At 62.7% G+C, this 25,149-nt stretch carries 23 protein-coding genes and 1 other RNA gene; 4 read left to right on the top strand and 20 right to left on the bottom strand.

Features of this window, described 5'->3' with window-relative positions:
- Positions 1-71: 71 nt before the first annotated feature.
- From J3R84_RS18765 to rimP, 14 genes are all read right to left on the bottom strand, one after another.
- A complete protein-coding gene (locus J3R84_RS18765) occupies positions 72-371 on the bottom strand; it encodes a hypothetical protein (protein ID WP_025425498.1) in 300 nt (99 codons plus the stop codon).
- Positions 372-383: 12 nt separating this feature from the next.
- Entirely contained in the window at positions 384-605 is a 222-nt protein-coding gene (locus J3R84_RS18760) for a hypothetical protein (protein WP_038575800.1), read from the bottom strand.
- Between the two features lie 165 nt (positions 606-770).
- Positions 771-1,787 (bottom strand): class I SAM-dependent methyltransferase, encoded by a 1,017-nt coding sequence (locus tag J3R84_RS18755; protein WP_025425496.1) that lies wholly within the window; start codon positions 1,785-1,787, stop codon positions 771-773.
- Between the two features lie 83 nt (positions 1,788-1,870).
- A complete protein-coding gene (gene pnp / locus J3R84_RS18750; protein WP_025425495.1) occupies positions 1,871-4,012 on the bottom strand; it encodes a polyribonucleotide nucleotidyltransferase in 2,142 nt (713 codons plus the stop codon).
- Between the two features lie 358 nt (positions 4,013-4,370).
- Positions 4,371-4,640 carry a 30S ribosomal protein S15 gene (gene rpsO / locus J3R84_RS18745; RefSeq protein WP_025425494.1) on the bottom strand — a complete coding sequence of 90 codons (270 nt, stop codon included), beginning with the start codon at positions 4,638-4,640 and terminating at the stop codon, positions 4,371-4,373.
- Positions 4,641-4,810: 170 nt separating this feature from the next.
- Positions 4,811-4,999, bottom strand: a complete 189-nt coding sequence (locus J3R84_RS18740) for an SH3 domain-containing protein (protein ID WP_113568370.1) — start codon at positions 4,997-4,999, stop codon at positions 4,811-4,813.
- Positions 5,000-5,127: 128 nt separating this feature from the next.
- Complete coding sequence (locus J3R84_RS38490; RefSeq protein WP_255569776.1) at positions 5,128-5,256, bottom strand: hypothetical protein; 129 nt, start codon at positions 5,254-5,256, stop codon at positions 5,128-5,130.
- 43 nt (positions 5,257-5,299) lie between these two features.
- Complete coding sequence (locus J3R84_RS18735) at positions 5,300-7,021, bottom strand: sensor histidine kinase (protein ID WP_025425492.1); 1,722 nt, start codon at positions 7,019-7,021, stop codon at positions 5,300-5,302.
- 277 nt (positions 7,022-7,298) lie between these two features.
- Positions 7,299-8,234 carry a tRNA pseudouridine(55) synthase TruB gene (truB, locus tag J3R84_RS18730; RefSeq protein ID WP_025425491.1) on the bottom strand — a complete coding sequence of 312 codons (936 nt, stop codon included), beginning with the start codon at positions 8,232-8,234 and terminating at the stop codon, positions 7,299-7,301.
- 8 nt (positions 8,235-8,242) lie between these two features.
- The gene (gene rbfA, locus J3R84_RS18725; RefSeq protein ID WP_025425490.1) at positions 8,243-8,650 is read right to left on the bottom strand and encodes a 30S ribosome-binding factor RbfA; all 408 of its coding nucleotides are present in this window, start codon (positions 8,648-8,650) and stop codon (positions 8,243-8,245) included.
- Between the two features lie 73 nt (positions 8,651-8,723).
- Positions 8,724-11,426, bottom strand: coding sequence for a translation initiation factor IF-2 (gene infB / locus J3R84_RS18720; RefSeq protein WP_025425489.1), 2,703 nt, complete (start codon positions 11,424-11,426; stop codon positions 8,724-8,726).
- A gap of 105 nt (positions 11,427-11,531) precedes the next feature.
- Positions 11,532-12,230: an RNA-binding protein gene (locus J3R84_RS18715; protein WP_025425488.1), complete on the bottom strand. Its 699-nt coding sequence runs from the start codon at positions 12,228-12,230 to the stop codon at positions 11,532-11,534.
- The gene (gene nusA / locus J3R84_RS18710) at positions 12,230-13,846 is read right to left on the bottom strand and encodes a transcription termination factor NusA (protein ID WP_025425487.1); all 1,617 of its coding nucleotides are present in this window, start codon (positions 13,844-13,846) and stop codon (positions 12,230-12,232) included. The genes J3R84_RS18715 and nusA overlap by 1 nt, the downstream gene beginning before the upstream one ends.
- 48 nt (positions 13,847-13,894) lie before the next feature.
- Positions 13,895-14,530 (bottom strand): ribosome maturation factor RimP, encoded by a 636-nt coding sequence (rimP, locus tag J3R84_RS18705; protein WP_081788827.1) that lies wholly within the window; start codon positions 14,528-14,530, stop codon positions 13,895-13,897.
- A 260-nt stretch (positions 14,531-14,790) separates the two neighbouring features.
- Here rimP and J3R84_RS18700 point away from each other — a divergent pair, with 260 nt between their 5' ends.
- On the top strand, positions 14,791-16,425 hold the full coding sequence (locus tag J3R84_RS18700) for an MFS transporter (RefSeq protein ID WP_038575795.1): 1,635 nt from the start codon (positions 14,791-14,793) through the stop codon (positions 16,423-16,425).
- Positions 16,426-16,473: 48 nt separating this feature from the next.
- Here J3R84_RS18700 and J3R84_RS18695 read toward each other — a convergent pair whose 3' ends face one another.
- The 3 genes from J3R84_RS18695 to J3R84_RS18685 all read right to left on the bottom strand — a co-directional run bounded on the left by J3R84_RS18695 (position 16,474) and on the right by J3R84_RS18685 (position 19,099).
- Positions 16,474-17,712, bottom strand: a complete 1,239-nt coding sequence (locus tag J3R84_RS18695) for a lytic murein transglycosylase (protein ID WP_025425484.1) — start codon at positions 17,710-17,712, stop codon at positions 16,474-16,476.
- Positions 17,713-17,774: 62 nt separating this feature from the next.
- A complete protein-coding gene (gene recR, locus J3R84_RS18690) occupies positions 17,775-18,380 on the bottom strand; it encodes a recombination mediator RecR (protein ID WP_025425483.1) in 606 nt (201 codons plus the stop codon).
- A 107-nt stretch (positions 18,381-18,487) separates the two neighbouring features.
- Positions 18,488-19,099, bottom strand: coding sequence for a LysE family translocator (locus tag J3R84_RS18685; protein WP_025425482.1), 612 nt, complete (start codon positions 19,097-19,099; stop codon positions 18,488-18,490).
- A gap of 128 nt (positions 19,100-19,227) precedes the next feature.
- On the opposite strand from J3R84_RS18685, the gene J3R84_RS18680 reads away from it, so the two are divergent.
- Positions 19,228-21,051 carry a patatin-like phospholipase domain-containing protein gene (locus J3R84_RS18680; protein WP_025425481.1) on the top strand — a complete coding sequence of 608 codons (1,824 nt, stop codon included), beginning with the start codon at positions 19,228-19,230 and terminating at the stop codon, positions 21,049-21,051.
- A 120-nt stretch (positions 21,052-21,171) separates the two neighbouring features.
- Here the strand turns inward: J3R84_RS18680 and J3R84_RS18675 are convergent, their stop codons facing one another.
- The 3 genes from J3R84_RS18675 to ffs form a co-directional block, all read right to left on the bottom strand.
- Positions 21,172-21,495 carry a YbaB/EbfC family nucleoid-associated protein gene (locus J3R84_RS18675; protein ID WP_025425480.1) on the bottom strand — a complete coding sequence of 108 codons (324 nt, stop codon included), beginning with the start codon at positions 21,493-21,495 and terminating at the stop codon, positions 21,172-21,174.
- 47 nt (positions 21,496-21,542) lie between these two features.
- Positions 21,543-23,414 (bottom strand): DNA polymerase III subunit gamma/tau, encoded by a 1,872-nt coding sequence (locus J3R84_RS18670; protein WP_025425479.1) that lies wholly within the window; start codon positions 23,412-23,414, stop codon positions 21,543-21,545.
- Between the two features lie 141 nt (positions 23,415-23,555).
- Positions 23,556-23,652, bottom strand: an RNA gene (gene ffs, locus J3R84_RS18665) — signal recognition particle sRNA small type.
- Between the two features lie 107 nt (positions 23,653-23,759).
- Here ffs and J3R84_RS18660 point away from each other — a divergent pair.
- Together J3R84_RS18660 and nudC are read left to right on the top strand one after the other, a co-directional pair.
- Positions 23,760-24,164: an HIT domain-containing protein gene (locus J3R84_RS18660; RefSeq protein ID WP_025425478.1), complete on the top strand. Its 405-nt coding sequence runs from the start codon at positions 23,760-23,762 to the stop codon at positions 24,162-24,164.
- Positions 24,165-24,166: 2 nt separating this feature from the next.
- Complete coding sequence (gene nudC / locus J3R84_RS18655; protein WP_025425477.1) at positions 24,167-25,147, top strand: NAD(+) diphosphatase; 981 nt, start codon at positions 24,167-24,169, stop codon at positions 25,145-25,147.
- The last annotated feature ends 2 nt before the right edge of the window (positions 25,148-25,149 follow it).

The raw sequence follows: 25,149 nt of genomic DNA, 5'->3' as shown, positions 1-25,149 counted from the left end.
CCCGGCGCCGAGCTGAAGAAAATGTCTAGTCCGCAAAATCCATGCGGCAAATGTGACTGTCGAAACAAATGTCAGGCGACAATTCTGGTTGCGTTGTCATGGAATAACACCAACGATAGCACGACACGAAAACGGAGGGCAACAGCACTCACATCGTGGATCGCTGGGCCATTCCGGACGACGGGGCTGTCTCGATAGCCGACGTTTGCGACGCCACAGCCGCTCCAGGGGGCGTAACCGGCAATGCCGTTCAAAAGCGCCGCTGGGGCGCCTTGTATCGACGCCCCTTCCGAGACAAGCGTGAGAAAAGAGAGGTTTTTTCCGCTGGCGATCGCGTCAACGCCGACGTCACTGGCTGCGGGCGTCGTCATGGACCGAAAGGTTCAAGGCCAGAGAAACAGGACAAGCAGGACGACGATGATCGCCAGCACGACCAGGCCGGTATGCGTGCGCCGCGCCGGATCCAGCGGCAGACGGTAGAGGCTCTTCAGGAACGACAGGGGCACTTCCGAGGTGGCTCCGTGCCCCTCGGCGTGCTTTATATCCTTGGCGATGGCTTCGGCCGCATCCTCGGTCAAAGGCGGCCTGTTCACTCCCCACGTCATGGCACCCATCCTTCGACGAGACACATCGGCAGCGAGCATGGTGAGCCCGATCAAGGATGATGGCAACAGGCAATCTTTTGCCTTCACGCCGACGGATGAGGCGCACACCCAAAAACGAAAGAGCCGGGCGACGAACCCGGCTCCTTGCTTGACTTCGATTGCGGCTCAGCGCTTGCCCCAGAGAACCTTGAAGCGTGCGTTGCGGCAGGTCTCGCCATATTCCTTGAAGGTCTCGGCGAGCACCTGCTCATACTGCAGGCCGCGATTGGCGACCAGCATGACCTTGCCGCCCTGCTTCAGCGCCTTGTGCGCCGCCTTGATGATCGCCACGCCCAGCGCCGGTTCGGCGGCATGGCCTTCGTGGAACGGCGGGTTCATGACGATGAGATCGTATTTGTCGCGCGGCTCTTCGCTCGTCAGGTCGAACCAGTAGAAGCGCGCCGGCATGCGCGGAGCGTTTGCCGGCATGTTGACGCGGGCCGCCTCCAGCGCATCGTGGTCGGCCTCGAAGAGGTCGATGCCCTTCGTGCCGGGCGACGCTTCGGCGAGCTTGACCGCGAGATAGCCCCAGCCGGCGCCGAAATCGGCGGCATGGCCGTTGAAGTCGCGCGGCAGGCGCGAGGCCAGCAGTTCGGAGCCGGCATCGATGCGATCGTGCGAGAACATGCCCGGAGAAGCTGCGAACAGGCCGTCGACCCGGACCGGCACCTTGGCAAGTTTCTGAACAGCGTCGGTGACGTCTTCCGGTCGGGTGAACCAGAAGGCGACGCCGTGATATTTCGGCAGGTGATCGCCATCCCATTCGAACTTGGCGATGCGCTTCTTCAGCGACTGGATGCCATCTTCCTTGCCGCCGGCAACGACGATGAGCGCGCCGTCGCGCGTGCGCTTCAGCGCCTCGGCGATGCGGTCCTCGTTTTCACCCTTGTGCTTGCCGCACAGGATCAGCGCGACGTCGTAGTCCTCACCGGTGACCACAGGCGCCACGTCGGCGCGCTCGGCCTCAAGGGCGCGATACAGCGGCCTTAGCGGCTGGACGGAAGCGATCGACGCCCCGAAGCCCTCGGGCAGCCTGTAGCCCGCCTCAGCACCGAGGAAGAGCACACGCTCGCCCTCGCCCGGCGGGTCGATAACCCCGGTTTCGAACGGGTGGAACAGGGTCTTCAATGCGTCTCGGCTCATCGGTTTCTTCCGTCGATATCAGTACAAGAAAAGGGCGCGGAGCGATCCGCTCCGCGCCCCGAATGCGTTCGGGTAGAGACCGCTTATTCAGCGGCTTCGCCGTCACCCTTCTTTTCTGCAGCAACTTCCTTGCCGGTCGCCTGGTCGACGACCTTCATGGAAAGGCGAACCTTGCCGCGCTCGTCGAAGCCCATCAACTTGACCCAGACCTTGTCGCCTTCCTTGACGACGTCGGTGGTCTTGGCAACGCGCTCCGAGGCAAGCTGCGAGATATGGACGAGGCCGTCACGGGCGCCGAAGAAGTTGACGAAGGCGCCGAAGTCAGCGGTCTTGACAACGGTGCCTTCGTAGACCTGGCCGACTTCCGGCTCGGCAACGATCGAGTGGATCCACTTGCGGGCCGCTTCGATTTCCTTGCCCGAAGAAGAAGCGATCTTCACGGTGCCGTCGTCTTCGATGTTGATCTTGGCGCCGGTCTTTTCGACGATTTCGCGGATGACCTTGCCGCCGGAGCCGATGACTTCACGGATCTTGTCGACCGGGATGTTCATCACTTCGATGCGCGGTGCGAATTCGCCGAGCTGGCCGCGGCTTTCGGAGATGGCCTTGGCCATTTCGCCGAGGATGTGGAGACGGCCGCCCTTGGCCTGGTTGAGCGCAATGCCCATGATCTCTTCGGTGATGCCCTCGATCTTGATGTCCATCTGGAGCGAGGTAATGCCGGCGTCGGTGCCTGCAACCTTGAAGTCCATGTCGCCGAGGTGATCTTCGTCGCCGAGGATGTCGGAGAGAACGGCGAAGCGCTCATCTTCCTTGATCAGGCCCATGGCGATACCGGCAACCGGCTTTGCCAGAGGAACGCCTGCATCCATGAGAGCGAGCGAGGTGCCGCAGACCGTCGCCATCGACGACGAGCCATTGGATTCGGTGATCTCGGAAACGACGCGCAGCGTGTAGGGGAACTGCTCGGCTTCCGGCAGCATCGGGCGGATAGCGCGCCAGGCGAGCTTGCCGTGACCGATTTCGCGGCGGCCCGGGGAGCCCATGCGACCGGTTTCACCGACCGAGAAGGGCGGGAAGTTGTAGTGCAGCATGAAGCGTTCTTTGTACATGCCGGTCAGGCTGTCAACGTACTGTTCGTCTTCGCCGGTGCCGAGCGTGGCAACGACGATCGCTTGGGTTTCACCGCGGGTGAAGAGCGCCGAACCGTGGGTACGCGGCAGAAGACCGACTTCCGAGACGATCGGACGTACGGTTTCGAGATCGCGGCCGTCGATGCGGCTCTTGGTGTCGAGGATGTTCCAACGAACGATCTTGGCCTGCAGGTGCTTGAAGACAGCGCCGATAACCTCAGGCGTATGCGCCGGCTCGATGCCTTCCGGCAGGAAGTGCGCCTTTACCTTCGCCTTGACAGCGTCGACGGCAACGTAGCGAGCAACCTTCTCGGTGATCTTGTAGGCATTGCGCAGTTCGTCTTCGGCAAGCGAAAGCATGGCGTTTTCGAGAGCGGAATGATCTTCCGGTTCGAATTCGCGCGGCTCCTTGGCGGCAACTTCAGCGAGCTTGATGATGGCGTCGATGACCGGCTGGAAACCCTTCTGGCCGAATACGACGGCGCCGAGCATGATGTCTTCGGCCAGTTCCTTGGCTTCCGACTCGACCATCAGCACGGCTTCCTGCGTGCCGGCGACGACGAGGTCGAGGGTCGACTCGTCCATCTCATCGAGATGCGGGTTAAGAACGTACTGGCCGTTGATGTAGCCGACGCGCGCGCCGCCGATCGGGCCCATGAACGGGATGCCGGACAGCGTCAGCGCAGCGGAAGCTGCAACCATCGACAGGATGTCGGGATTGTTTTCGAGGTCATGCTGCATGACCGTGACGATGACCTGGGTGTCGTTCTTGTAGCCATCGGGGAAAAGCGGGCGGATCGGGCGGTCGATCAGACGCGAAACCAGCGTTTCGTTCTCGCTCGGACGACCTTCGCGCTTGAAGTAGCCGCCCGGGATTTTGCCGGCGGCGTAGGTCTTTTCCTGGTAGTTGACGGTCAGCGGGAAGAAGTCCTGGCCCGGCTTCGGCGACTTGGCCGAAACGACGGTGGCGAGAACGACGGTTTCGCCGTAGGTGGCGAGAACGGCGCCGTCAGCCTGACGGGCGACCTTGCCGGTTTCGAGCTTGAGCGGACGCCCAGCCCATTCGATTTCAACCTTATGGGTATCGAACATGTTCTGTCCTTCGTGTGCGGCAGACCTTTCCGCGGCTGTTGCAGCGCGGGTGGTCGAAAAACCGCCTGGTATGGCGCATCACGGGCAAGACAACGGGAGGCTTCAAAAGAGACCGGCCGCTTTCCGCTTTGCAAGACCTGGCTGCTCTGCAGCGGGTTCTGCAAGCAGGCGCCGAAGCATCCTGCAATCCTGCCCCATGACGGGCCATCGGTTGATCCGCGGATCCGGCCCATCCGGCCCGCTGGATACCTCTCCTTGTGTGCGCCTAGTGCGCTTGCGGAGAGTTCATTTCCTGAGCGCTCTGCGCTCCATAATAAAAAAGGCCGGCGGACCGCATGCGATCCGCCGGGCAAGTCGCTTAGCGACGGATGCCGAGGGCACCAATCAGCTTGGTGTAGCGCGCTTCGTCTTTCTTTTTCAGATAGTCGAGGAGCGAACGACGGCTGGAAACCATCGCGAGAAGACCACGGCGGGAATGGTTATCCTTCTTGTGGCCCTTGAAGTGTTCGGTCAGGTTGTTGATCCGTTCCGTCAGGATAGCTACCTGGACTTCCGGAGAACCGGTGTCGCCTTCAACGGTTGCATATTCCTTGATGAGCTGAGCCTTACGCTCTGCAGCAATCGACATCGGATGATCCTTTCGATTTCGAGGATTTAGGGACGCCTTCAGCCGGGATGTCGTCCAGCTGCGGCCGTGAATGCAACGGGCATGCGCCTTTTGCTGGCGTGCCTATAACCGAATTGGATGAAAAAGGAAAGGGTCATGAAAATGGCTCTTCAGCGATGGCCGGCCGCCTCTCAATTGCCTGACGGTCGCGGGCGCATCGGCGCCGACTTCAGCTGGTCGCCATCAACCGGGACACAGTCGAGATAGGCGGCAAACACCCATCCGAGTTCGCCGGCAACGCTCGAAACCAGCGCCCAGCCCCTGCCGGCATGCCGGCGTTCGCCGACCCGGCGAACCTTGCTGCCATTGGCCAATGTCATGACGATCCGGCCGTTCGGTTCCGTGCGGACATTACGGCGCCGCGCGTCAAATATGACGCGCAAAGGACGCTGTAACGCTTTAGACCTGCTGCATAATTTTATCCTTAAATCGGATCCGATTTAAGGAATTATGCAGTAAGCGGCGTGCCGGTCGGGTCTGAGACGACACAGGCCACATCCTGGCCGGCGGCGGGTGCCGCAGCCATCAGGCTCAACACGACTGAGAGAATGCCGATGCGACCTGTCCAGCCCCGCATTCCTGCCCCTTTTCAAAACCAACCGTTCAAAACCGAATGCGTCTCAAGGCTCCGCGTCGTCCCCTTCGCCACCCTTGGCATTCCGCGGGATGTTGATCCGCCACTCGATGCCGTCGGGATGCATGATCCGTTCTAATTCGGCCTTCAGCGCCATGCCGAGCATACGCTCCAGCACCAGCGTTCCAAAGCCCTTGCGGGTCGGGTTCGTCTGCGCCTCGATGTCGGCCCCCTCCTCGCGCCAACGAACGGCGATGCCCTCGTCGGACAGCGACCAGCTGAGCTTGACGACACCGGTGGTATTGGCAAGCGCACCATACTTCGTGGCGTTCGTGGCCAGTTCATGCAGCGCCATGCCGAGCGTTTGTGCGCTCTCCGTGTCGAGCCTTAGGGGCGGGCCCGACAGGACCACACGCTTGGGATCATCCGGGGTGAACGGCTGCAGCTGGTTCTGGGCAAGCTCGCGGAAATCGACGCCCTGGGCGGCGTTGGCAATCATCAGATCTGTCGAGCGAGCAAGGCCGGCGATGCGCTTGCGGAAGGAGTCCGCGAAGTCGGCGACGCTTTCGGCCGAATGCACCGACTGATTCAGCATCGACTGGATCACCGTCAGCTGGTTCTTCGAGCGGTGGGCAACCTCGCGCATCAGGAAGCGGATCTCGCCCTCGGCCTTGGTGCGCGACGCCGCGGCCTTGGCAAGGGCTGCGGATACGGTCTCGACTTCGGCGATCATATGCGGGCGCGGCTCGATGCGCTCGCCGGCGCCGAGGCGGCGTGCGTCGAGCGCGACCAGTTTCACCCCTTGCGACAGAAGCCTTGCGATCGCCAGCGATCCCGCAATGGCAATGCCGGCAAAGATGATGCCGCCAAGCGACAGCCACAGGAAGGACCAGGTGGCCGGCGCATCGACCGTGGTGCGCGGCGCCCAGGCGATGATCCGCCAGCCGGTCACGACGGAGAACTCCGTTGCCACCCGATAGGCGGTACCGTTTTCGGTGATGTTGCGCACGCCGATGCTGATCGCCGGCACCTTGTCGAGGAAGAACGGTTCACCCGCCTTGACCCCGGTGTCGGAGGAAATGATGACCTTGCCGTTGCCGTCGACCAGAGCGGCGTTCCAGCCGGGCGACAGCGTTTCGCGGTTCACGGCCTTGGCCATGCTCTCGGCGTTCTGCGTCAGAGCGAGCAGGTATTCCTCGCCGGTTGGAAGCTTCGCCGGCAAATAAACGTTGAAGACCCACTTTTCGGCCGTCTGGCCGAAGAAGACGTTCGAGACCAGCGGCGCACCATTGTTGGTGAAGGCCCGCTCGACGGAGGCGGGATCGGAGGCCTTGGCGAGCGGCGTGCCAAAGGGCACCCGGGTGTTCATGAGCTGATTGTGCTTGCGGTCGATGACGATCAGATAGGAATCGGTATCGGCGAGCGCCGTCGAGGCCCTGCGATAGAAGGCCTCCATGTCGCCGCCCTCCATCGCCGGTGCGGTCGACAGCACCTTCAGCGTCGTCAGCATTCCCTCGACATCGCGCTCGACGATGCGCGTCACCGATCCGGTCGAGGCCTGCAGCAGCGCGGTGATGACCTGCTCCTGTGCGTCGACGCTGCGCTTCAGCACCACGAGCGAAAAGATGAACGCGGGAACGATCGCGATCAGCAGCAGCGAAGTCAGGTAGAAACGGAAAGGCCGCGTCATGCGGTGACGAACGAAATCGAGAGCTGTCGCCAGGCGACCCACGGCAGTCTCCCTTCCCTCTTGCGAAACCTGCGCCAAATGCACCGCCTTTCAACCACAGCGTCGCGCGTCGAATGTAGCGCGCGAAGGCCACCGCAACACCTTAAAACTGCGTCATAATCCTCGCTCCAAATCAATGCCGATCCGGAAAATCATGCAGCAGCCATGACCGCCGGACGGCGGCCGAAACGGGCGACAGCAGGCGACGAGCGCCTGCTTGCGAGCTGGAAACGGAACCGTTTCGAAGCAGCCCCAAGCCCTTGGGCGGGATCATGCGTCAGCGATGCGGCAAAGGCAAATGTGGCGATCGAAGCGATCAGCCGACGGCAAAGACCCGCTTCGGGCGGAACTCGCCTTCGGCGATCTCACCGATGGCGATCAGCTTGCCGCGGGTGGTCGCATAGGCTTCTGGCGTTGCCAGAGGCGCGTCTCGGCCACGCAGGATGATAGGATTGCCCATCTTCAGCCGATGCGCCTGGTCGTCGCTGACGGCGATATGCGGCAGGCTGGACAGCGCCTCGCCGGTTTCGATGACGAACGCATCGAGGGCTGCCAGCCGCTCGTCCTCGTCTTCGATCTTTTCGAGTGCCACCAGATCGGCGAGCGGCACCATGTCATCCTCGCCGAACGGCGCGACGAAGGTGCGCCGCAGCGAAGCGATGTGGCCGAAACAGCCTAGATCGCGGCCCATGTCGCGGGCGATCGAGCGAACATAAGTGCCCTTGCCGCATTCGATCTCGAACTGGGCGAGATTGGGCGCGGCGCCGAGCAGCGTCAGGCGGAACACCTCGACTTCGCGTGCCGGGATATCGACGGTCTCGCCATCGCGGGCGAGATCGTAGGCGCGCTCGCCGTCGATCTTGATCGCAGAGAACTGCGGCGGCACCTGGCTGATAACGCCGGTATAGTTCGGCAAGAGGGCGCGGATCGCCTCTTCGGTCGGGCGTGCGTCCGAAGAATGCGTCACCTGGCCTTCGAGATCGTCGGTCGAGCGCTCTTCGCCCCAGGCGACCGTAAATTCATAGATCTTGCGGCCATCCATGACATAGGGGACGGTCTTGGTCGCGTCGCCAAGAGCGATCGGCAGCATGCCGGACGCCAGTGGATCGAGCGTGCCGGCATGGCCGGCCTTCTGCGCCTTGAACAGCCACTTGATCTTGGAAACGGCTTCGGTCGAGCCGAAATCGAGCGGCTTGTCGAGGATCAGCCAGCCCGAGATCGGACGGCCCTTGGGTTTACGCGGTTTGGACATGAACTCTTCTATTCTTCGTCGTCGGTATTCGGATCGAGGTCGCGGCTGACTTCGGGCGAACGAAGCAGGGCATCGATCTTCTTGTAGTTGTCGAAGCTGGTATCGTCGCGGAAGCGAACTTCGGGCATGTACTTCAACTGGCGCAAATGCGGGCCGAGGCGGCCGCGAATGTACTTGGCGTTCTTGTTCAGCGCCTCGATGACCTCAGCATGATTGGGAACGCCGAGCGGCGTCACAAAGGCGGTCGCGATCCTCAGGTCGGTCGACATGCGCACTTCGGAGATCGCGATCAGCGTCTTCTCGATCACGGGATCGCGGACGTCGCCCCGCTGTAGAACCTGCGTGATCGCGGCGCGCACCTGTTCACCGATGCGCAGCATGCGCTGGGAGGGGGCAGAGGATGTGGCTCTGGTCATTGGTCAATACCTCAAAAAAATGCGAGCGCCGAAGGATAACCCGGCGCCCGCACAATTTCTAATCGGACGGATCTTACAGCGTCCGCGTGATGTGTTCGACGCGGAAGCACTCGATCGTGTCGCCTGCGCGGATGTCTTCGTAGTTCTCGAACGCCATACCGCATTCCTGACCGACGTTGACTTCCGAGACTTCGTCCTTGAAGCGCTTGAGCGTCTTGAGCTTGCCTTCGTGGATGACGACGTTGTCGCGAACCAGACGGACGCCGACGCCGCGCTCGACCTTGCCTTCGGTGACGCGGCAACCCGCGACCTTGCCGACCTTGGTGATGTTGAACACCTCAAGGATCTCGGCGTTGCCGAGGAAGGTTTCGCGACGCTCGGGCGAAAGCAGACCGGACATCGCCGCCTTAACGTCATCCACCAGATCGTAGATGATGTTGTAGTAGCGGATTTCGATGCCTCCACGCTCGGCTGCCGAACGGGCCTGATTGTTGGCACGAACGTTGAAGCCGATGATGGCGGCGTTCGATGCTTCTGCGAGCGAGATATCCGACTCGGTGATACCGCCAGCACCCGAATGGACGATGCGCGCACGCACTTCGTCGGTTCCGAGCTTGTCCAGCGCACCGGCGATCGCTTCGATCGAGCCTTGCACGTCGCCCTTGATGACGAGCGGGAACTCCTTGAGACCGGAGGTCTGGAGCTGGGTCATCATCTGCTCGAGCGAACCGCGCGAACCGGACTGACGGGCAACTGCCTTGTCGCGGGCAAGCCGCAGGCGGTATTCCGAGATCTCGCGAGCGCGGCTTTCGTTTTCGACGACGGCGAACTTGTCGCCTGCTGCCGGCGTGCCCGACAGGCCGAGAACTTCGACCGGCATCGACGGACCGGCTTCCTTGACGTGTTCACCCTTGTCGTTGACCAGGGCGCGCACACGGCCCCACTGGTCGCCGGCAACGATGATCTGGCCCGGACGCAGCGTACCCTTCTGAACGAGCACGGTTGCGACGGCGCCGCGGCCACGGTCGAGTTCGGCTTCAACCACAGTACCTTCGGCTGTCCGGTTCGGATTGGCCTTGAGGTCGAGGATTTCGGCCTGGAGCAGGATCGCTTCGAGCAGCTTGTCGAGGTTGGTGCCGTTCTTCGCCGAGACTTCCACGTCGAGAACTTCACCGCCCATGGATTCGACGAAGACTTCATGCTGCAGAAGTTCGGTGCGAACCTTCTGGGCATTGGCCGCCGGCTTGTCGACCTTGTTGATCGCCACGATGATCGGAACACCGGCCGCTTTGGCGTGGTTGATGGATTCGATCGTCTGCGGCATCACGCTGTCGTCGGCCGCAACCACCAGGATGGCAATGTCGGTCGCCTGGGCACCACGGGCACGCATGGCGGTGAACGCCGCGTGGCCGGGTGTGTCGATGAAGGTGATCTTGTTACCGTTCTGCTCGACCTGGTAGGCGCCGATGTGCTGGGTGATGCCACCCGCTTCGCCGGCAACCACGTTGGCATGACGGATGGCGTCGAGCAGCGAGGTCTTGCCGTGGTCGACGTGACCCATGATCGTGACGATCGGCGGACGCGAGACCAGTTCTTCCTCGATGTCGGAAACGTTGAAGATGCCTTCTTCGACGTCGGACTCGGAAACACGCTTGACGGTGTGGCCGAATTCGCCGGCGATGAGTTCAGCCAGGTCGGCATCGATCAGATCGCCGGGCTTCATCATCTGGCCTTCCTTCATCAGGTACTTGATGACGTCGACGGCGCGTTCGGACATGCGCTGCGACAGTTCCTGAATCGTGATGGTTTCCGGCAGAACGACTTCGCGCGAAATCTTCTCGCGGGTCTCCTGCATCTGGCTGCGCTTGAACTTCTCCTGGCGGCGACGCATCGCCGACAGCGAGCGGGCGCGCTGGCCGGCATCCTCGTCGGCAGCGGTGGTCAGCGTCAGCTTGCCCTGGCGGCGACCATCGTCACCCTTCGGGCGCGTGACCGGCTTTGCCGGCTCCGGACGCACGACCTTGCCACGAACCGGACCTGCGCCGGGGCGCGGGCTGCGATCCTCATCCTTTTCGTTGTCGACCTTGCGGCCGCGCAGAGCACCGGCCGGTGCCGGCGTCGGAAGACCTGCTGCCGGGGCGGCGGCGGGCCGTGCAGCCTGCGGGCGATTGTCGACGCGACGCTCGCCGGCTGCAGGTGCGCGAGCAGCCACGGGGCGCTCTTCGACAACCTCTTCGGCCTTGGCTTCGGGCTCGACAGCCGGGCGGGCTGCTTCCTCGGCGGCGCGACGTGCGGCGTCTTCCTTCTCCTGCAGGAGACGGGCTTCTTCCTCACGCTTGCGGCGCGCTTCGTTCTCGGCGCGGATGACCGCTTCTTCAGCTTCGCGGATCTGGGCTTCGGCCAGAGCGCGGCGGCGCGCATCGATCTCACCGGCGGAAAGCTGGTTCAGAACGACACCGACGCGCGGACGGTTCGCCTGGTTGGCTTCCTGGCGCGTCTGGTGCTGCTGTGGCTGCGGGGCCGGGCGGCCCGAAGGCTGCGGCTGAGCCGGACGCTGTTCGGCCGGCCGTGCGGCGGGAGCCGCGGCAACCGGCGTGATCGGGCGCTCGTCCTTGGGGCGATGGAAGGGGCGTTTCTTGGTTTCGACCACGACCGCCTTGGTGCGGCCACGGCCCATGTCCTGACGCACGGTCCCCTGCGAAACCCCGGAGGGCTTCAGGGTCAGCGTCTTCTTGCCTGCTGCGCCGCCTGTCTTGTCGTCGTTGTTGTCGGTCATTCCGTTCCGTTCCTAGCGATCAGGGCCGGATGCGTATCACCTGACCCTGTCTTCCAAATTGTCTCAAACAATGTACGCGATGCCGGATTTTGCCGGTGACGCGCGTCATTGCTGTGGCTTGCCAGCGCCGCCTTCGGCCCGGACCGGGACGGATCCACGGTACTTTTCGAGCATGATTGCGCGCTTCACTACACCCTCACCCGCCTGCCCTGCAAGCGTTGCGGCATGGATAAAAGCATTACTTCCCAAAAGGCCCTCCATTTCCGCCGCCGTGAAGGGGCGGAACGCGGGTATTTCCGTTTCATCTTCAACCACAAAGCTCATCGCCTTGCGGGCCTGGTCAATCTTGCGGACGCCGTCGGCTGCCGCATCACTCGCGTGGAAGACGGCGAGTGCCGCCAATCCACGAACAGCCTGCTCCGTCTTCGTCGCGCCGGAGATGAACTGGGCCGCCTTGCGCGCCATGTTCATCATTCCGGCAAGCTGCTCGACGAGCAGCCTGTCCACGTCATCGGCAAGCGTCGCATCGACCTTGACGTCGGCCTTCAAGGCCCGGGCGAAGAGCTTCTTCGCCATGGCCTTTTCGACCAGCGCCCGCTCCGCCTTGACCCAGCAGCCGCGCCCCGGAAGCTGACGCTTCAGATCGGGAACGATGCGGCCGTCGGGTCCGGCGACGAAGCGGATCAGATCGTCGGGCGAGCCACTCTCGCGCGTGACGATGCAAGTCCGGGTGCTGCCGCTCTTGTCCTTCGGACCGTTGTCCGAAGGCAGAACGTCAGCGTCAGTCGATGCGGTGGTCGCCATCAGGCGTCCTGTTCCGCGCCTTCGGCAACCTCGATCGCCTCATCTACTTCCTGCTCGACGGCGAGGTCGTCTTCCGTGATCCAGCCGGCAGCAAGGCGAGCCTGAACGATCATGGCTTCAGCGTCGGCACGCGAAACTTCGAACTTCGAGAACGTGCCCTCGAAGCGCTTGGTCTCGCCGTCCTTGCGTTCGCTCCAGCCAACCAGGTCGTCAGCGGCGCAACCGGCAAAGTCCTCGATGGTCTTGATGCCTTCCTCGCCGAGCGCGACCAGCATCGGGCTGGTCAGGCCATTGATCGTGCGCAGTTCGTCGGCAACGCCGAGTTCCTTGCGCTTGGCATCCATCTCAGCTTCCAGCCTGTCCAGGTACTCGCGGGCGCGGGTCTGGATTTCGGTAGCCGTTTCGTCGTCGAAGCCGTCGATCGAGGCAATTTCGTCGAGATCGACATAGGCAAGCTCCTCGACAGCCGCAAAGCCCTCGGAAGCCAGAACCTGACCGACCATCTCGTCGACGTCGAGCGAGTCCATGAACAGGTTGGTGCGCTCGTTGAATTCCTTCTGGCGACGTTCGCTTTCTTCCTGCTCGGTGAGGATGTCGATATCCCAGCCGGTCAGCTGCGAAGCGAGGCGAACGTTCTGGCCGCGGCGGCCGATGGCCAGCGACAGCTGCTCGTCCGGAACCACCACTTCGATGCGTTCCGCATCTTCGTCGAGAACGACCTTGGCGACTTCCGCCGGCTGCAGCGCGTTGACGATGAACGATGCCGGATCCTGCGACCACGGAATGATATCGATCTTTTCGCCCTGCAGTTCGCCGACGACGGCCTGAACGCGCGAACCGCGCATACCGACGCAGGCGCCGACCGGATCGATCGACGAGTCGTTCGAGATCACGGCGATCTTGGCGCGCGAGCCCGGATCGCGGGCAACCGACTTGATCTGGATGATGCCGTCGTAGATTTCAGGCACTTCCATGGTGAAGAGCTTGACCATGAACTGCGGATGCGTGCGCGACAGGAAGATCTGCGGGCCGCGCTGTTCGCGGCGAACGTCGTAGACGAAGGCGCGGACGCGGTCGCCGTAACGCATGTTTTCGCGCGGGATCATCTCGTCGCGACGGATGATGCCTTCGCCACGGCCGAGATCGACGATGACGTTGCCGTATTCGACGCGCTTGACGGTGCCGTTGACGATCTCGCCGACGCGATCCTTGAATTCGTCGAACTGGCGGTCACGCTCGGCTTCGCGAACCTTCTGCACGATGACCTGCTTGGCCGACTGGGCAGCGATACGGCCGAAATCCATCGGCGGCAGCGGGTCGGCAATGAAGTCGCCGAGCTTGGCGTCCGGGTTGCGGTCGCGGGCCAGTTCAAGCGGGATCTGGGTGGAATAGTCTTCCGCCTTCTCGACCACTTCCAGCAGACGCTGCAGGCGGATTTCGCCGGTCTTGGAATTGATGTCGGCACGGATGTTGGATTCCGAACCATAGCGGGAGCGCGCGGCCTTCTGGATCGCATCGGCCATCGCGGCCAGAACGATCTCGCGGTCGATCACCTTTTCGCGTGCCACTGCATCTGCGATCTGCAGAAGCTCGAGCCGGTTAGCACTGACTGCCATCTCATGTCTCCGTCTGGTTGCAGGGGGCCTCAAGCACCGCCCCGGCTTTTATTCGTCGATAGGTGAATCTTCGTCTTCAAAATTCTCGTTCGCGGCGCGCGCTGCCTTGGCCTTCTTGTCGGCCGTCAGGGCGTCGCGGATCAGGTCGTCGGTCAGGATCAACCGCGCCTCCGCAAGCGTGGTGAAAGGAATGGTAACCGTCGCTTCCTCGCCATAAGCAGGCTGATCGCGCTCGATCTGGAAACCATCCGCATCCACGGACACGATCTTGCCGCGGAAACGCTTGCGGCCTTCAACCAGCACCGAGGTCTCGCATTTCAGCAGGTGACCCTGCCAGCGGAAGAAATCGGACTTGCGCACCATCGGGCGATCGATGCCGGGCGACGACACTTCCAGATGATACGCCTTGTCGACCGGATCTTCCACATCGAGAACCGGGGAAATGGCCATCGAGATCGCTTCGCAATCTTCGACGGTCATGGTGCCGTCGTTGCGCTCGGCCATGATCTGCAGCGTCATGCCGTTCTGGCCGGACATGCGCACGCGTACCAGGCGATAGCCCATCGGCGTCAGCACCGGTTCGATGATGTCGGCGATGCGCTGATCAAGACCGGTCTCGGTGATCAGGCGGGGTTCAATTTCATTTTCAGCCGTTGTCGGATCGGACAAACGATGTCTCCTCATGGGACCGGCTAATAAAAAAGAGCGGGTCCTGACGGGCCCACTCTTCATCTACCGATCAAGAATTTGAGGCCCATATACGCCTCGTTGCCGCAAATTGCAAGGTGTTCGACCGGTGGTGGCCGAAGCCGCCAGATCGGGGCGGATGGCAGGCAATCGATGCGACGGCAAGTTTCAGCGGCTGGCACTTCGGCCTTCGAGGTTTATAACAGGCAACGAACCGCTTCGATATCGCAATCAAAAGACACGAGAGAGAAGACGAGGTGCCCACCCGTATTTCGCCACTGGCCCCCTTCAAGCACGACATCTTCCGCACCATCTGGATAGCAAGCCTCGCCTCCAACTTCGGCGGCCTCATCCAGTCGGTCGGCGCCGCCTGGCTGATGACCTCGATTTCCTCGTCGGCCAACATGGTTGCGCTGGTGCAGGCGTCGACCGCGCTTCCCATCATGATGTTCTCGCTGGTGTCCGGCGCGCTTGCCGACAATTTCGACCGGCGGCGGATCATGCTGGTGGCGCAGTGTTTCATGCTGACGGTGTCGGCGCTTCTGACCATCTGCGCCTATTTCGGCATCATTACGCCGTGGCTGCTCCTGCTCTTCACCTTCCTGATCGGCTGCGGCACGGCGCTCAACAACCCCTCCTGGCAGGCCTCGGTCGGCGACATGGTTCCGCGCGACGACCTGCCGGCGGCCGTGGCGCTGAACAGTATGGGCTTCAACATCACCCGCAGCGTCGGCCCGGCGATCGGCGGCGTGATCGTGGCGACGGCGGGTGCAGCGGCGGCCTTTGCCGCCAACTCGCTCAGCTACTTCGCCATCCTCTTTGCGCTGATGCGCTGGCGGCGCGAAGTGACCATGAGCCCACTGCCGCGCGAAACGCTCGGCCGGGCGATTACGGCAGGCCTGCGCTATGTCGTCATGTCGCCCAATATCGGCAAGGTGCTGGTGCGCGGTTTCCTCTTCGGCCTTTCGGCAAGCGCCATTCTCGCGCTTCTGCCGCTGGTGGCGCGCGATCTCGTCCAGGGCGGACCGCTCACCTACGGCCTGATGCTCGGCGCCTTCGGTCTCGGCGCGATCGGCGGCGCATTGCTGAGCGCAAGACTGCGCGAAATGATGTCGAGCGAAGCGATCGTTCGCCTGGCTTTTGGCGGCTTTGCCGTGAGCACGGTCGTCATTGCCTTCAGCCCCTATGCCTGGCTCAGCTGTCTCGTGCTCCTGGTCTCCGGCGCATCCTGGGTGCTGGCCCTGTCGCTGTTCAACACCACCGTCCAGCTTTCGGCTCCGCGCTGGGTGGTCGGCCGGGCGCTGTCGCTCTACCAGACCATGACCTTCGGCGGCATTGCCGGCGGCAGCTGGCTCTGGGGCACGACGGCCGAGCAATATGGTGCCACCAATGCGCTTGTTGTCTCCTGTCTGTTGATGCTGGCGGGTGCGGTCATCGGCCTGCGCCTGCCGCTGCCCGAGTTCAAGTCGCTCAACCTCGATCCGCTCAACCGCTTCAACGAGCCGCTGCTCGAGCTGGACCTGAAACCCCGCAGCGGCCCGATCGTCATCATGATCGATTACGAGATCGACGATGCCGACATACCGGAGTTTCTGGAGACCATGGCCGAACGGCGGCGCATCCGCATCCGCGACGGCGCCGGCCATTGGGCGCTGATGCGCGATCTGGAAATTCCGACCACCTGGACGGAAACCTACCATGTGCCGACCTGGGTGGAATATGTGCGCCATAACCAGCGCCGGACGCAAGCCGACGCCTCGGTCGGCGACAAGCTGACGGCGCTGCATCGCGGCGCAGCGCCACCGCGGGTGCATCGCATGATCGAGCGCCAGACGATCGTTCCGACGCATTACGAGCGCTACAAGCGGCAGGTGAACGTCGACATGCACTGAGGCGAAGCGCGCGCCTAGGATTGGGTAAACACGCCGGCAGCAGCAGACTTACCGGAGCTTCGCTTTCAACGTGGCGTCGGGAAAGCAGGTCGGCGCCAGGCCGTTCTTGGCCTGCCAGTCGCCGAGCGAGCGGCGCGTCTTGTAGCCGGCCAGACCATCGGCCTTGCCGACGTCGTAGCCCTTGGCAACCAGCGCCTTCTGCATCGCCAGGACATCGGAGCGCAGCATGTTGCCGACATCGCCCCAGGTGCCGCGGAAGGCACCGCCACCCGCGCCGATGCGATCGGCAAGGTTGCCAATGAACAGCGCATAGAGGTCCGAGTTGTTGTATTCCTTGAGCACATAGAAATTCGGCGTGACGATGAACTCCGGCCCATGAGTGCCGGCCGGAACCAACATCATCGACGGCGCCGAACGCTCATGCGACGGGAAGGCTTTTCCGGAAATGCGGGTGATGCCCTTGGCCGCCCAATCGGACATCGGCCGGGCAAGATCCGGACCTTCCTGTGCGCAGGAGACGCCGGCCGGGATCGACACTTCGAAGCCCCAGTCGCGGCCACGTTGCCAGCCCTTCTTGACGAGATAGTTGGCAATCGACGCCAAGCTGTCGGGAACAGAGTTCCAGATATCGCGGCGGCCGTCGCCGTCGAAATCGACGGCATATTGCAGGAAGCTCGACGGCATGAACTGCGGCTGACCCATGGCGCCGGCCCAGGAGCCGCGCATCGACACCTCTTCGACGTCGCCGCTGTCCAGAATATGCAAGGCCGCGATCAACTCGCGGCGGAACAGATCCGGCCGGGTCGACATGAAGGCCTTGGTCGCCAGGACATCGACGACCGGATAGGGAATTTTCGCGCGTCCGAAGCCGGATTCGCGGCCCCAGATCGCCACGACCACCGATGCCGGAACCCCATAGGTCTTTTCGATCCGCTTCAGGGTAGACGCGTGCGTCGAAGCAAGGCTTCGCCCCGTTGCCGCCAATCCCTGCAGCCGCTTTTCGGAGAAGTAGCTGCCGGGCGAGGAAAACTCCGCCTGGCTCTGCTTCTGCTCCTTCGGCTTGGGGAAGCCGGGTGGGGCCAGATCGGGCAGGTCCCAGTTCAGCTTTACGTCAGCAAATGCGGCCTTGAACGATCGCGCTGATACACCCGACTTCTCGGCTTCCGGCCAGAGATCGCGCTGCAGCCACTGGCGAAACTGGTTCTCGACATCCGCCTTGGAGGCAGCCTGGGCGAAGCCCGTGAAAACGCAGAACAACAATGTCGACAGTGATAGAAATCTCAGCATCCGGCTTCCCTATCGGTTGGATCGCGGGCGGTTGGGGCAAAAGCCCCGATCAATTCGAGGTGTCAGATCGAGGTGCGGGCGCGAAGGGCGGCCGCCAGCGTGCCCTCGTCGAGATAATCGAGTTCGCCGCCAACAGGCACGCCATGGGCAAGCCGCGTGATCTTCACCTCCATCCCCTCGAGCTGGTCGGTGATATAGTGGGCGGTAGTCTGGCCCTCGACCGTGGCGTTGACGGCGATGATCAGTTCGCGGACGCCGCCATTGGCAACGCGCTGCACCAGCCCCTTGATGTTGAGGTCGTCGGGGCCGACGCCGTCGAGCGGCGACAGCGTGCCGCCGAGCACGTGATAGGCGGCGTTCATCGCCGCGGCCCGTTCCAGCGCCCAGAGATCGGCGACATCCTCGACGACGATGATCACCGACTGGTCGCGGCGTTCATCCGCGCAGACCGTACAGGGATCGATCGTGTCGACATTGCCGCAGCACGAGCAGATGCGCACCTTGCGATGGGCCTCGCCCATGGCTTCCGCCAGGGGCCCAAGCAGCTGGTCCTTCTTCTTGACCAGATGCAGCGCCGCGCGCCGCGCCGAACGCGGCCCCAGCCCCGGCACCTTTGCCAGAAGCTGGATCAGTTTTTCGATTTCGGGACCGGTGACTCGCTTTGCCATGCGGCGCTTTTAGCCCATATCGCCGACAAACGGAATCGCCTTGCCGGAATATCACGCGGCTCCCGCCCTCCATTGCGCCGGAACTCACGGACGCATCGAAGCACGGCTCAACGGGTGGCGATGACGACGGCCGCCCCGGCGATGGTTCCGGCGCTGGCGCGGTTGGCGAGGCGAACGGCGCGCTTGCTCTTCAGGAGCTTGCGCGCATTGGCGGCCATGGTCACCCAGCCGAAATCGACCACGACCAGAACCACCAGCATCGTCGCAACCAGCTCCATCCAGCCGATCAAGGTGACCGAGCGCAGGTCGATGATCGAGGGCAGCAACGCGACGTAGAACATCATCACCTTGGGATTGCCGAGCGTCACCGTCAGGCCGGCAAAGAACAGCTTGGAGGGTGAGCGCGACTGCGGCAGGCTGTCGCCGGGCAGATCCGGTTCGGCCATCCACATTTTCCAGGCGAGATAGAGCAGGTAGGCGACGCCCAGCCACTTGATGGCAACGAACAGCAGATGGAAGCTTTCGGCAATCGCCGCCAGGCCGGCCACCGCAAATGACAGCCAGATGGCCTCGCCGATCCAGAGCGCCACAAGGAAGGGTAGAACGTCGCGCGCGCCCTTCGAAAGCACGCGGGCCACAAGGGCGGCGACGCTCGGGCCGGGCGAGCCGGCCGCAACCAGCAAGGCGCCGGCAAACATAAGCAGGGACGTCATGGTCATGCGCGATCCTCCTCGAGAGGCGGCAAATTACCATGCTTTGCCGTCGGCGCCAGCCTTCCGCCGCTGCGAAATTGCGTGCATCGAACATCAACACAATCTAATGTTGTTGTTCGGAGATGGAGGGTGCGATGAACGATACGACTTTCCGTTACGCCAAACCCAGCGAAGAGTGCGACCTCATCATGAAGGGTGGCATCACCTCCGGCGTGGTATTCCCGCGCGCCATCACTGAACTGGCAACCCGTTACCGCTTCATGCACATTGGCGGAACTTCGGCTGGCGCGATCGCCGCCGTGATGACGGCGGCCGCGGAGTACCGGCGGCAAACCGGCGCGACGGTGGAAGAGAAGAATGCCGGCTTTGCCCTCATCGACGGCATGCCTGGCGAGCTGGCGGCAAACCTTTCAACCTTCTTTCAGCCCTCTGCCGACACGGCCCCCCTCTTTCGCATCGGCATGGCCGCCATTCGCACCCAGCACAGCAGGGCCATGGCCTGCGCCTTGGAGACGCTGCGGGTCTTTGCCCTGCCGGCGTTGCTTGGCGCTGCACCCGGCATTTTGATCCTTATTGCAGGTGTGCTCGGCACCGGCGCCGCGACAATACTGCTCGGCATCGTCACCGCTTTGACCGGCGCAATCTTGATGATCCTCTATCAATTCTACCAGGCGGTAGCGGTGCTCTTGCCGGCCAACGATTTCGGTCTTTGCAGCGGCCTGACCCAGCCGGGCATGAAGAACCCGGCTTTCACCAACTGGATCTCCGAAAGAATAGAGGCGATAGCCGGTCCCCTCCGGCAGGATGGTTCGGACAGGCCGTTGACAATTGGCGACCTCGAGGCGCACGACATCACGCTTAGAAGCGTGACCACCGACCTCTCCTCGCGCCGTCCTTACGAGTTGCCATTCGGAGACCGGGTCCATAATTATCGCAAGTCGGAGTTCGAGGCGTTGTTTCCGTCCTCGATCATGGCGTACCTGCTCAAGGAGAGCAAACCACGCGACATCGTCGCGGCCGATGGGTCGAAGGACTTCTACCAGCTACCGCCGGCAAACAAGCTGCCCGTGGCCATTCTCGCCCGGATGAGCCTGAGCTTTCCCGGGCTGATCCGTGCCGTGCCGCTTTACCGCTACGACTACTCGCTGAAAAGCAGCGCACGGCGCGATCCCGCTACGCACATCCGCTGTCTGTTTTCCGACGGTGGCATCACCAGCAACTTTCCGATTCACCTTTTTGACGGCCTTCTGCCTGGGCGACCGACCTTCGGCATCTCGCTTGCCAGTTATGATCAGCGGCGGCACGGCGATGACGCGGACGGGGCAAGCCGCGTCTATCTTCCGCGCAGGACGTCCGAAGGCAAGGTCGCGCCCATCTACCCGGTCGACGGGCTGTTCGGCTTTGTCGGTGCCATCCTCGACACGGCGCGCAATTGGCAGGACACGCTGCAGAGCCAGCTGCACGGTTACAGCGAGCGGATCGTCGAAGTCAGGCTCGACGACGACAAGGAGGGTGGGCTCAATCTGGATATGGATCGCGAAACCGTCGCCTATCTCAGCGCACTCGGCGGAAAGGCCGGCGAGACTCTTCTTAACGATTTCGACTTCAACGAACACCGTTGGCGTAGAGCGTTGACGATGCTGCCGACATTGGCGGAATCGCTCAGAAAGCTCTCGGCGCGCTACAATGCGCCGCCGACGGACAGCACCGCCGACTATCCAACGATCCTGACGAAATACGACCCGACCGGATTGGTGGGGTCGTCCAAGGCCGAACGCGCAGCGCTCAACGATTTCGCCTTCAAGCTCGCCGAGATCGGCGCGGCGCTCGATCAACGACCGATACCGCCGGCCTCTACACAGAAAGCCGATCTGCGCATCACCGCCAGCATGGACACCAATCCGCGCGGCGCCACTCCGGCGAAACCGATCGTTCCCGCACCGGCGCCCGACTCATAGAGTCGTTTCCGATTTGGACGGAACCGCACAAATGATCTATCTCTTTGTTTTTACGCATTTCCTGACGGAAAACCGCTTCGCACTTTTCCTGGAAATGGTCTAGCAGCGAAGAACGGCCGATCAGAACGGCAGCTTCATACCGGGCGGGATCGGCAGGCCGGCTGTGAGTTCGCGGGTCTTTTCGGCCTGGACGGCCTCGGCCTTGTCCTTGGCGTCCTTGTGGGCGGCGACGATCAGGTCTTCGAGGATCTCGACATCGTCTTCCTTGAACAGCGACGGGTCGATCTTCAGGCTCTTCAGAGTGCCCTTGCCATCGAGGCGGACGGTGACGAGGCCGCCACCGGAGACACCATCGACTTCGAGCGCAGCGATTTCCGCCTGCATCTTCTCCATCTTGGCCTGCATTTCCTTGACCTTGCCCATCATCCCCATGATGTCGCGCATCGTCGTCTCCTGTTCTCTAGAAATTTCCGGTCGTTCGTTCCGACCGACTATTCGATATCGTCGCCGGGGACGATATCGCCATCGGCAGATTCGGCTGTGGCCGGAGCTACGCTCTCGGCCTCTTCCTCCTCGACGGCGCGAATGCGCACGTCGGTGATCTTGGCGCCCGGGAAACGGGCGAGGATGGCAGCCACATCCGGATCCTGGCGCGCATCGCTGACACGCTTTTCCTGGGCCTGCTGTTCGGCTTCGATCATGGTCGGCTCGCCGGGGTCACGGCTGTAGCTGACGATCCAGTGAATGCCGGTCCATTCCTTGAGCTTGACGGCGAGTTCGCCGAGCAGCGTCTTCGGCGCATCATCCGGGACGTTGACGTCAAGCCGGCCGGGCTCGATGCGCACCAGCCGCACGAAGCCGCGCACCAGCGTCTTCAGCTTGATGTCTTTATTCTTGGCGCAGAGGTCGGCGATGTCGCTGACCGAATTGACCGGCACCGACGGCTGAGCCTTTGCTGAAGGCGCGGCTGCCGGCCGCTCCTCGGTGTGTCCGACGCTGATCGGCTGCGGGCTGACATCGGGAACCGCGCGCAACATCGTCGCGCCGTTGCCGGTCGGCCGTCCCATCGATGTCGACTGGGCCGCCTGCGCCTGCACGGGCGCGCCGACTGACGCCAGCATGCCGCCGCCACTTCCACCACCGGGCGCCGGACGGACGCTGCCATTGTCGCTGCCGGACAGTTCGAGCACGCGTCTCGCCGCGTCTTCGGGCGACGGAAGATGGGCCGCATGGGCAAGCCGGATCAGCACCATTTCGGCAGCACCGGCCGGGCGCGACGAACTTTCGGCTTCAGGAATGCCCTTCAGCAGCATCTGCCAGATGCGCGACAGCGTGCTGACGGCGACATTGCCGGCAAACTCCGCTCCGCGCGTCCGCTCGATCTCGCTCAGGGACTGATCGCTGGCCGCATCCGGCACGTATTTCAGCCGGGTGACGAGATGGGTGAAATCGGCAAGGTCGGTCAGAACCACCGTCGGGTTGGCGCCGGCCTCGTATTGTGCCGAAAATTCTGCGAGGGCTGCGGCAACGTCGCCCCTGACGATATGTTCGAACAGATCGACGATGCGGGCGCGATCGGCAAGTCCGAGCATCGAACGCACCGTCTCGACCTCGACGGAACCGCCGCCATGGGCGATCGCCTGATCGAGCAGCGACAGGCCGTCACGGGCAGAGCCTTCGGCCGCACGCGCGACCATCGCCAGCGCTTCGGGATCGAAGGAAACGCCTTCCTTGCCGAGAATGGTCGAAAACAGGCCGACGAGGTCGGAGCCGCTGATGCGCCGAAGATCGAACCGCTGACAGCGCGACAGCACCGTGATCGGAACCTTGCGGATTTCGGTGGTGGCGAAGATGAACTTCACATGTTCCGGCGGCTCTTCCAGCGTCTTCAACAGACCGTTGAAGGCCTGCGTCGACAGCATGTGCACTTCGTCGATGATGTAGACTTTGTAGCGCGCCGAAACCGGGCGGTAGCGCACCTGCTCGATGATCTCTCTGATATCGTCGATGCCGGTATGGGAAGCGGCGTCCATCTCGATGACATCGACATGGCGGCCGTCCATGATCGCCTGGCAATGCTCGCCGAGAGCACGCAGGTCGATCGTCGGCCGATCGATTTCGGGTGTCTTGTAGTTCAGCGCACGGGCGAGAATGCGGGCGGTGGTGGTCTTGCCGACCCCGCGCACGCCGGTCAGCATATAGGCTTGAGCGATGCGGCCGGTTTCGAACGCGTTGGTCAGCGTGCGCACCATCGGCTCCTGGCCGACCATCAGGTCGGAGAAATCCTTGGGGCGATACTTGCGCGCCAGAACGCGGTAGGCGGCTGGTTTCTGTTCGGATGAAATGGACGTTTCGTCGCTCATCGACCCTGCCGCTGCTTGAACTCGTGTCCCGACAGGACGGATTTACGGCACCGCGCGTCGCATGGGATGCGTCTGGACGCCGCAACATTCTGTGATGCTGCCTGATTGCTGAGAGCTATCTCGATCTCAGCAATCAGGCAGGTGGGAGGCTGGCACGATGACCCGTGCCGGGCTCGTTAGGGCTGCTTCCTTCCGGACCTGACCCGGTTGGCGAGTGGCTCGTCCACCACCAACCTCCCGGCTCCCATATCGGCAATATCGCAACCAAATGCAAGCCAAGCCATCAAAAAACTGATATCGATATGCAAAACAAGGCGAATCCGCTCCCGGCACAAGGAGACCTTCTTGACGACATTCACCCTTGACGAGCGGCTTGAACGCGACGGCATCCCGATCGCCTCGATCGGCCTCTGCCAGATGCGCCTGATGAACGATCGCCGCTGGCCCTGGCTGGTCCTCATTCCCCAACGCGGGGACATTTCCGAGATCTTCGATCTCACGCCGCTCGACCAGACGATGCTGACTTTCGAAACCAATATGGTGGCGACCGCCTTGAAAAAGGTCACCGGTGCCGAGAAGATCAATATCGGCGCGCTCGGCAACATCGTCCGGCAGCTCCATGTGCATATCATCGCCCGCAGTGACGGCGACCCGAACTGGCCCGGACCCGTCTGGGGCTTCGGCAAGTCGGAGCCTTGGGGCGAGCAAGACCATCAGGCATTTGCAGCCCGCATTCTGGAAAATCTCTGAACATGACGAAATCGATCTTTGACCTTCGAAGCCCTCATCCGGAGCCGAGCACTCTCGTCGCCTTTTCCGAGAACCACCTGGATCGCCAGTCCGAGCACCGGGCCGACGACTGCATCGAAGTCGCGCTCAAACATCCGGGCGCCCATTTCCTCGCCTTTTCCGGACCGAAGCTGATCGTCAAACACGACGAGAAGATCATCGACCCGCTGTTTGCACCCTATGAGCTCGACGGGCTTGAGCCGGTGCTCGACGACACCATCCTGCTCGGCTACCTGCCGAACGGCGAGCCGCGGCTCGCCGTGCCGACCGGCCTTACCGAAGACAACATGGCCGAGCCGTTCAAGATCGCCGACGGACGCACGCTCTACCGCCAGCAGATGCTGCCGGAAGAACTTCTCGGCCAGTTCGCCCAAGGCTCGAGCCTCATCACATGGAACGCCAACAACCGCTTCTGCGGCCGTTGCGCCGGGCCGATGGAAGGCAAGGCCGGTGGCTATCGCCGCGTCTGCACAGCCTGCGGCCATATGGTTTTCCCGCGCACCGATCCCGTCGTCATCATGCTGACCATCGATCTGGAGCGTGATCTCTGCCTGCTCGGCCGCAGCCCGCATTTCACGGCCGGAATGTATTCGTGCCTCGCCGGCTTCGTCGAGCCGGGCGAAACCATCGAAAACGCCGTGCGCCGCGAAACCCACGAGGAATCCGGCATCCACATCGGCCGCGTGCGCTACCACGCCTCGCAGCCGTGGCCGCTGCCGCACTCGCTGATGATCGGCTGCTATGCCGAGGCGAAATCGACGGCGATCAAGCGCGACGAACAGGAGCTCGAGGATGTCCGCTGGTTCACCCGCGCCGAAACGGCAGCAATGCTGGAACGCACGACCGGCGTGGCCGATACCGGCGACGAGCATATTCCGCCGCCGAAGGGCGCCATTGCCCACCGGCTGATGCGCGACTGGCTGGCCTGGGACGAGCACGGCTGAGC

The organism is Ensifer canadensis, assembly GCF_017488845.2.
Classification (GTDB): Bacteria; Pseudomonadota; Alphaproteobacteria; order Rhizobiales; family Rhizobiaceae; genus Ensifer; species Ensifer canadensis.
The sequence above is the reverse complement of the archived record's forward strand: the minus strand, read 5'-3'. Positions and strand labels throughout refer to the sequence as shown.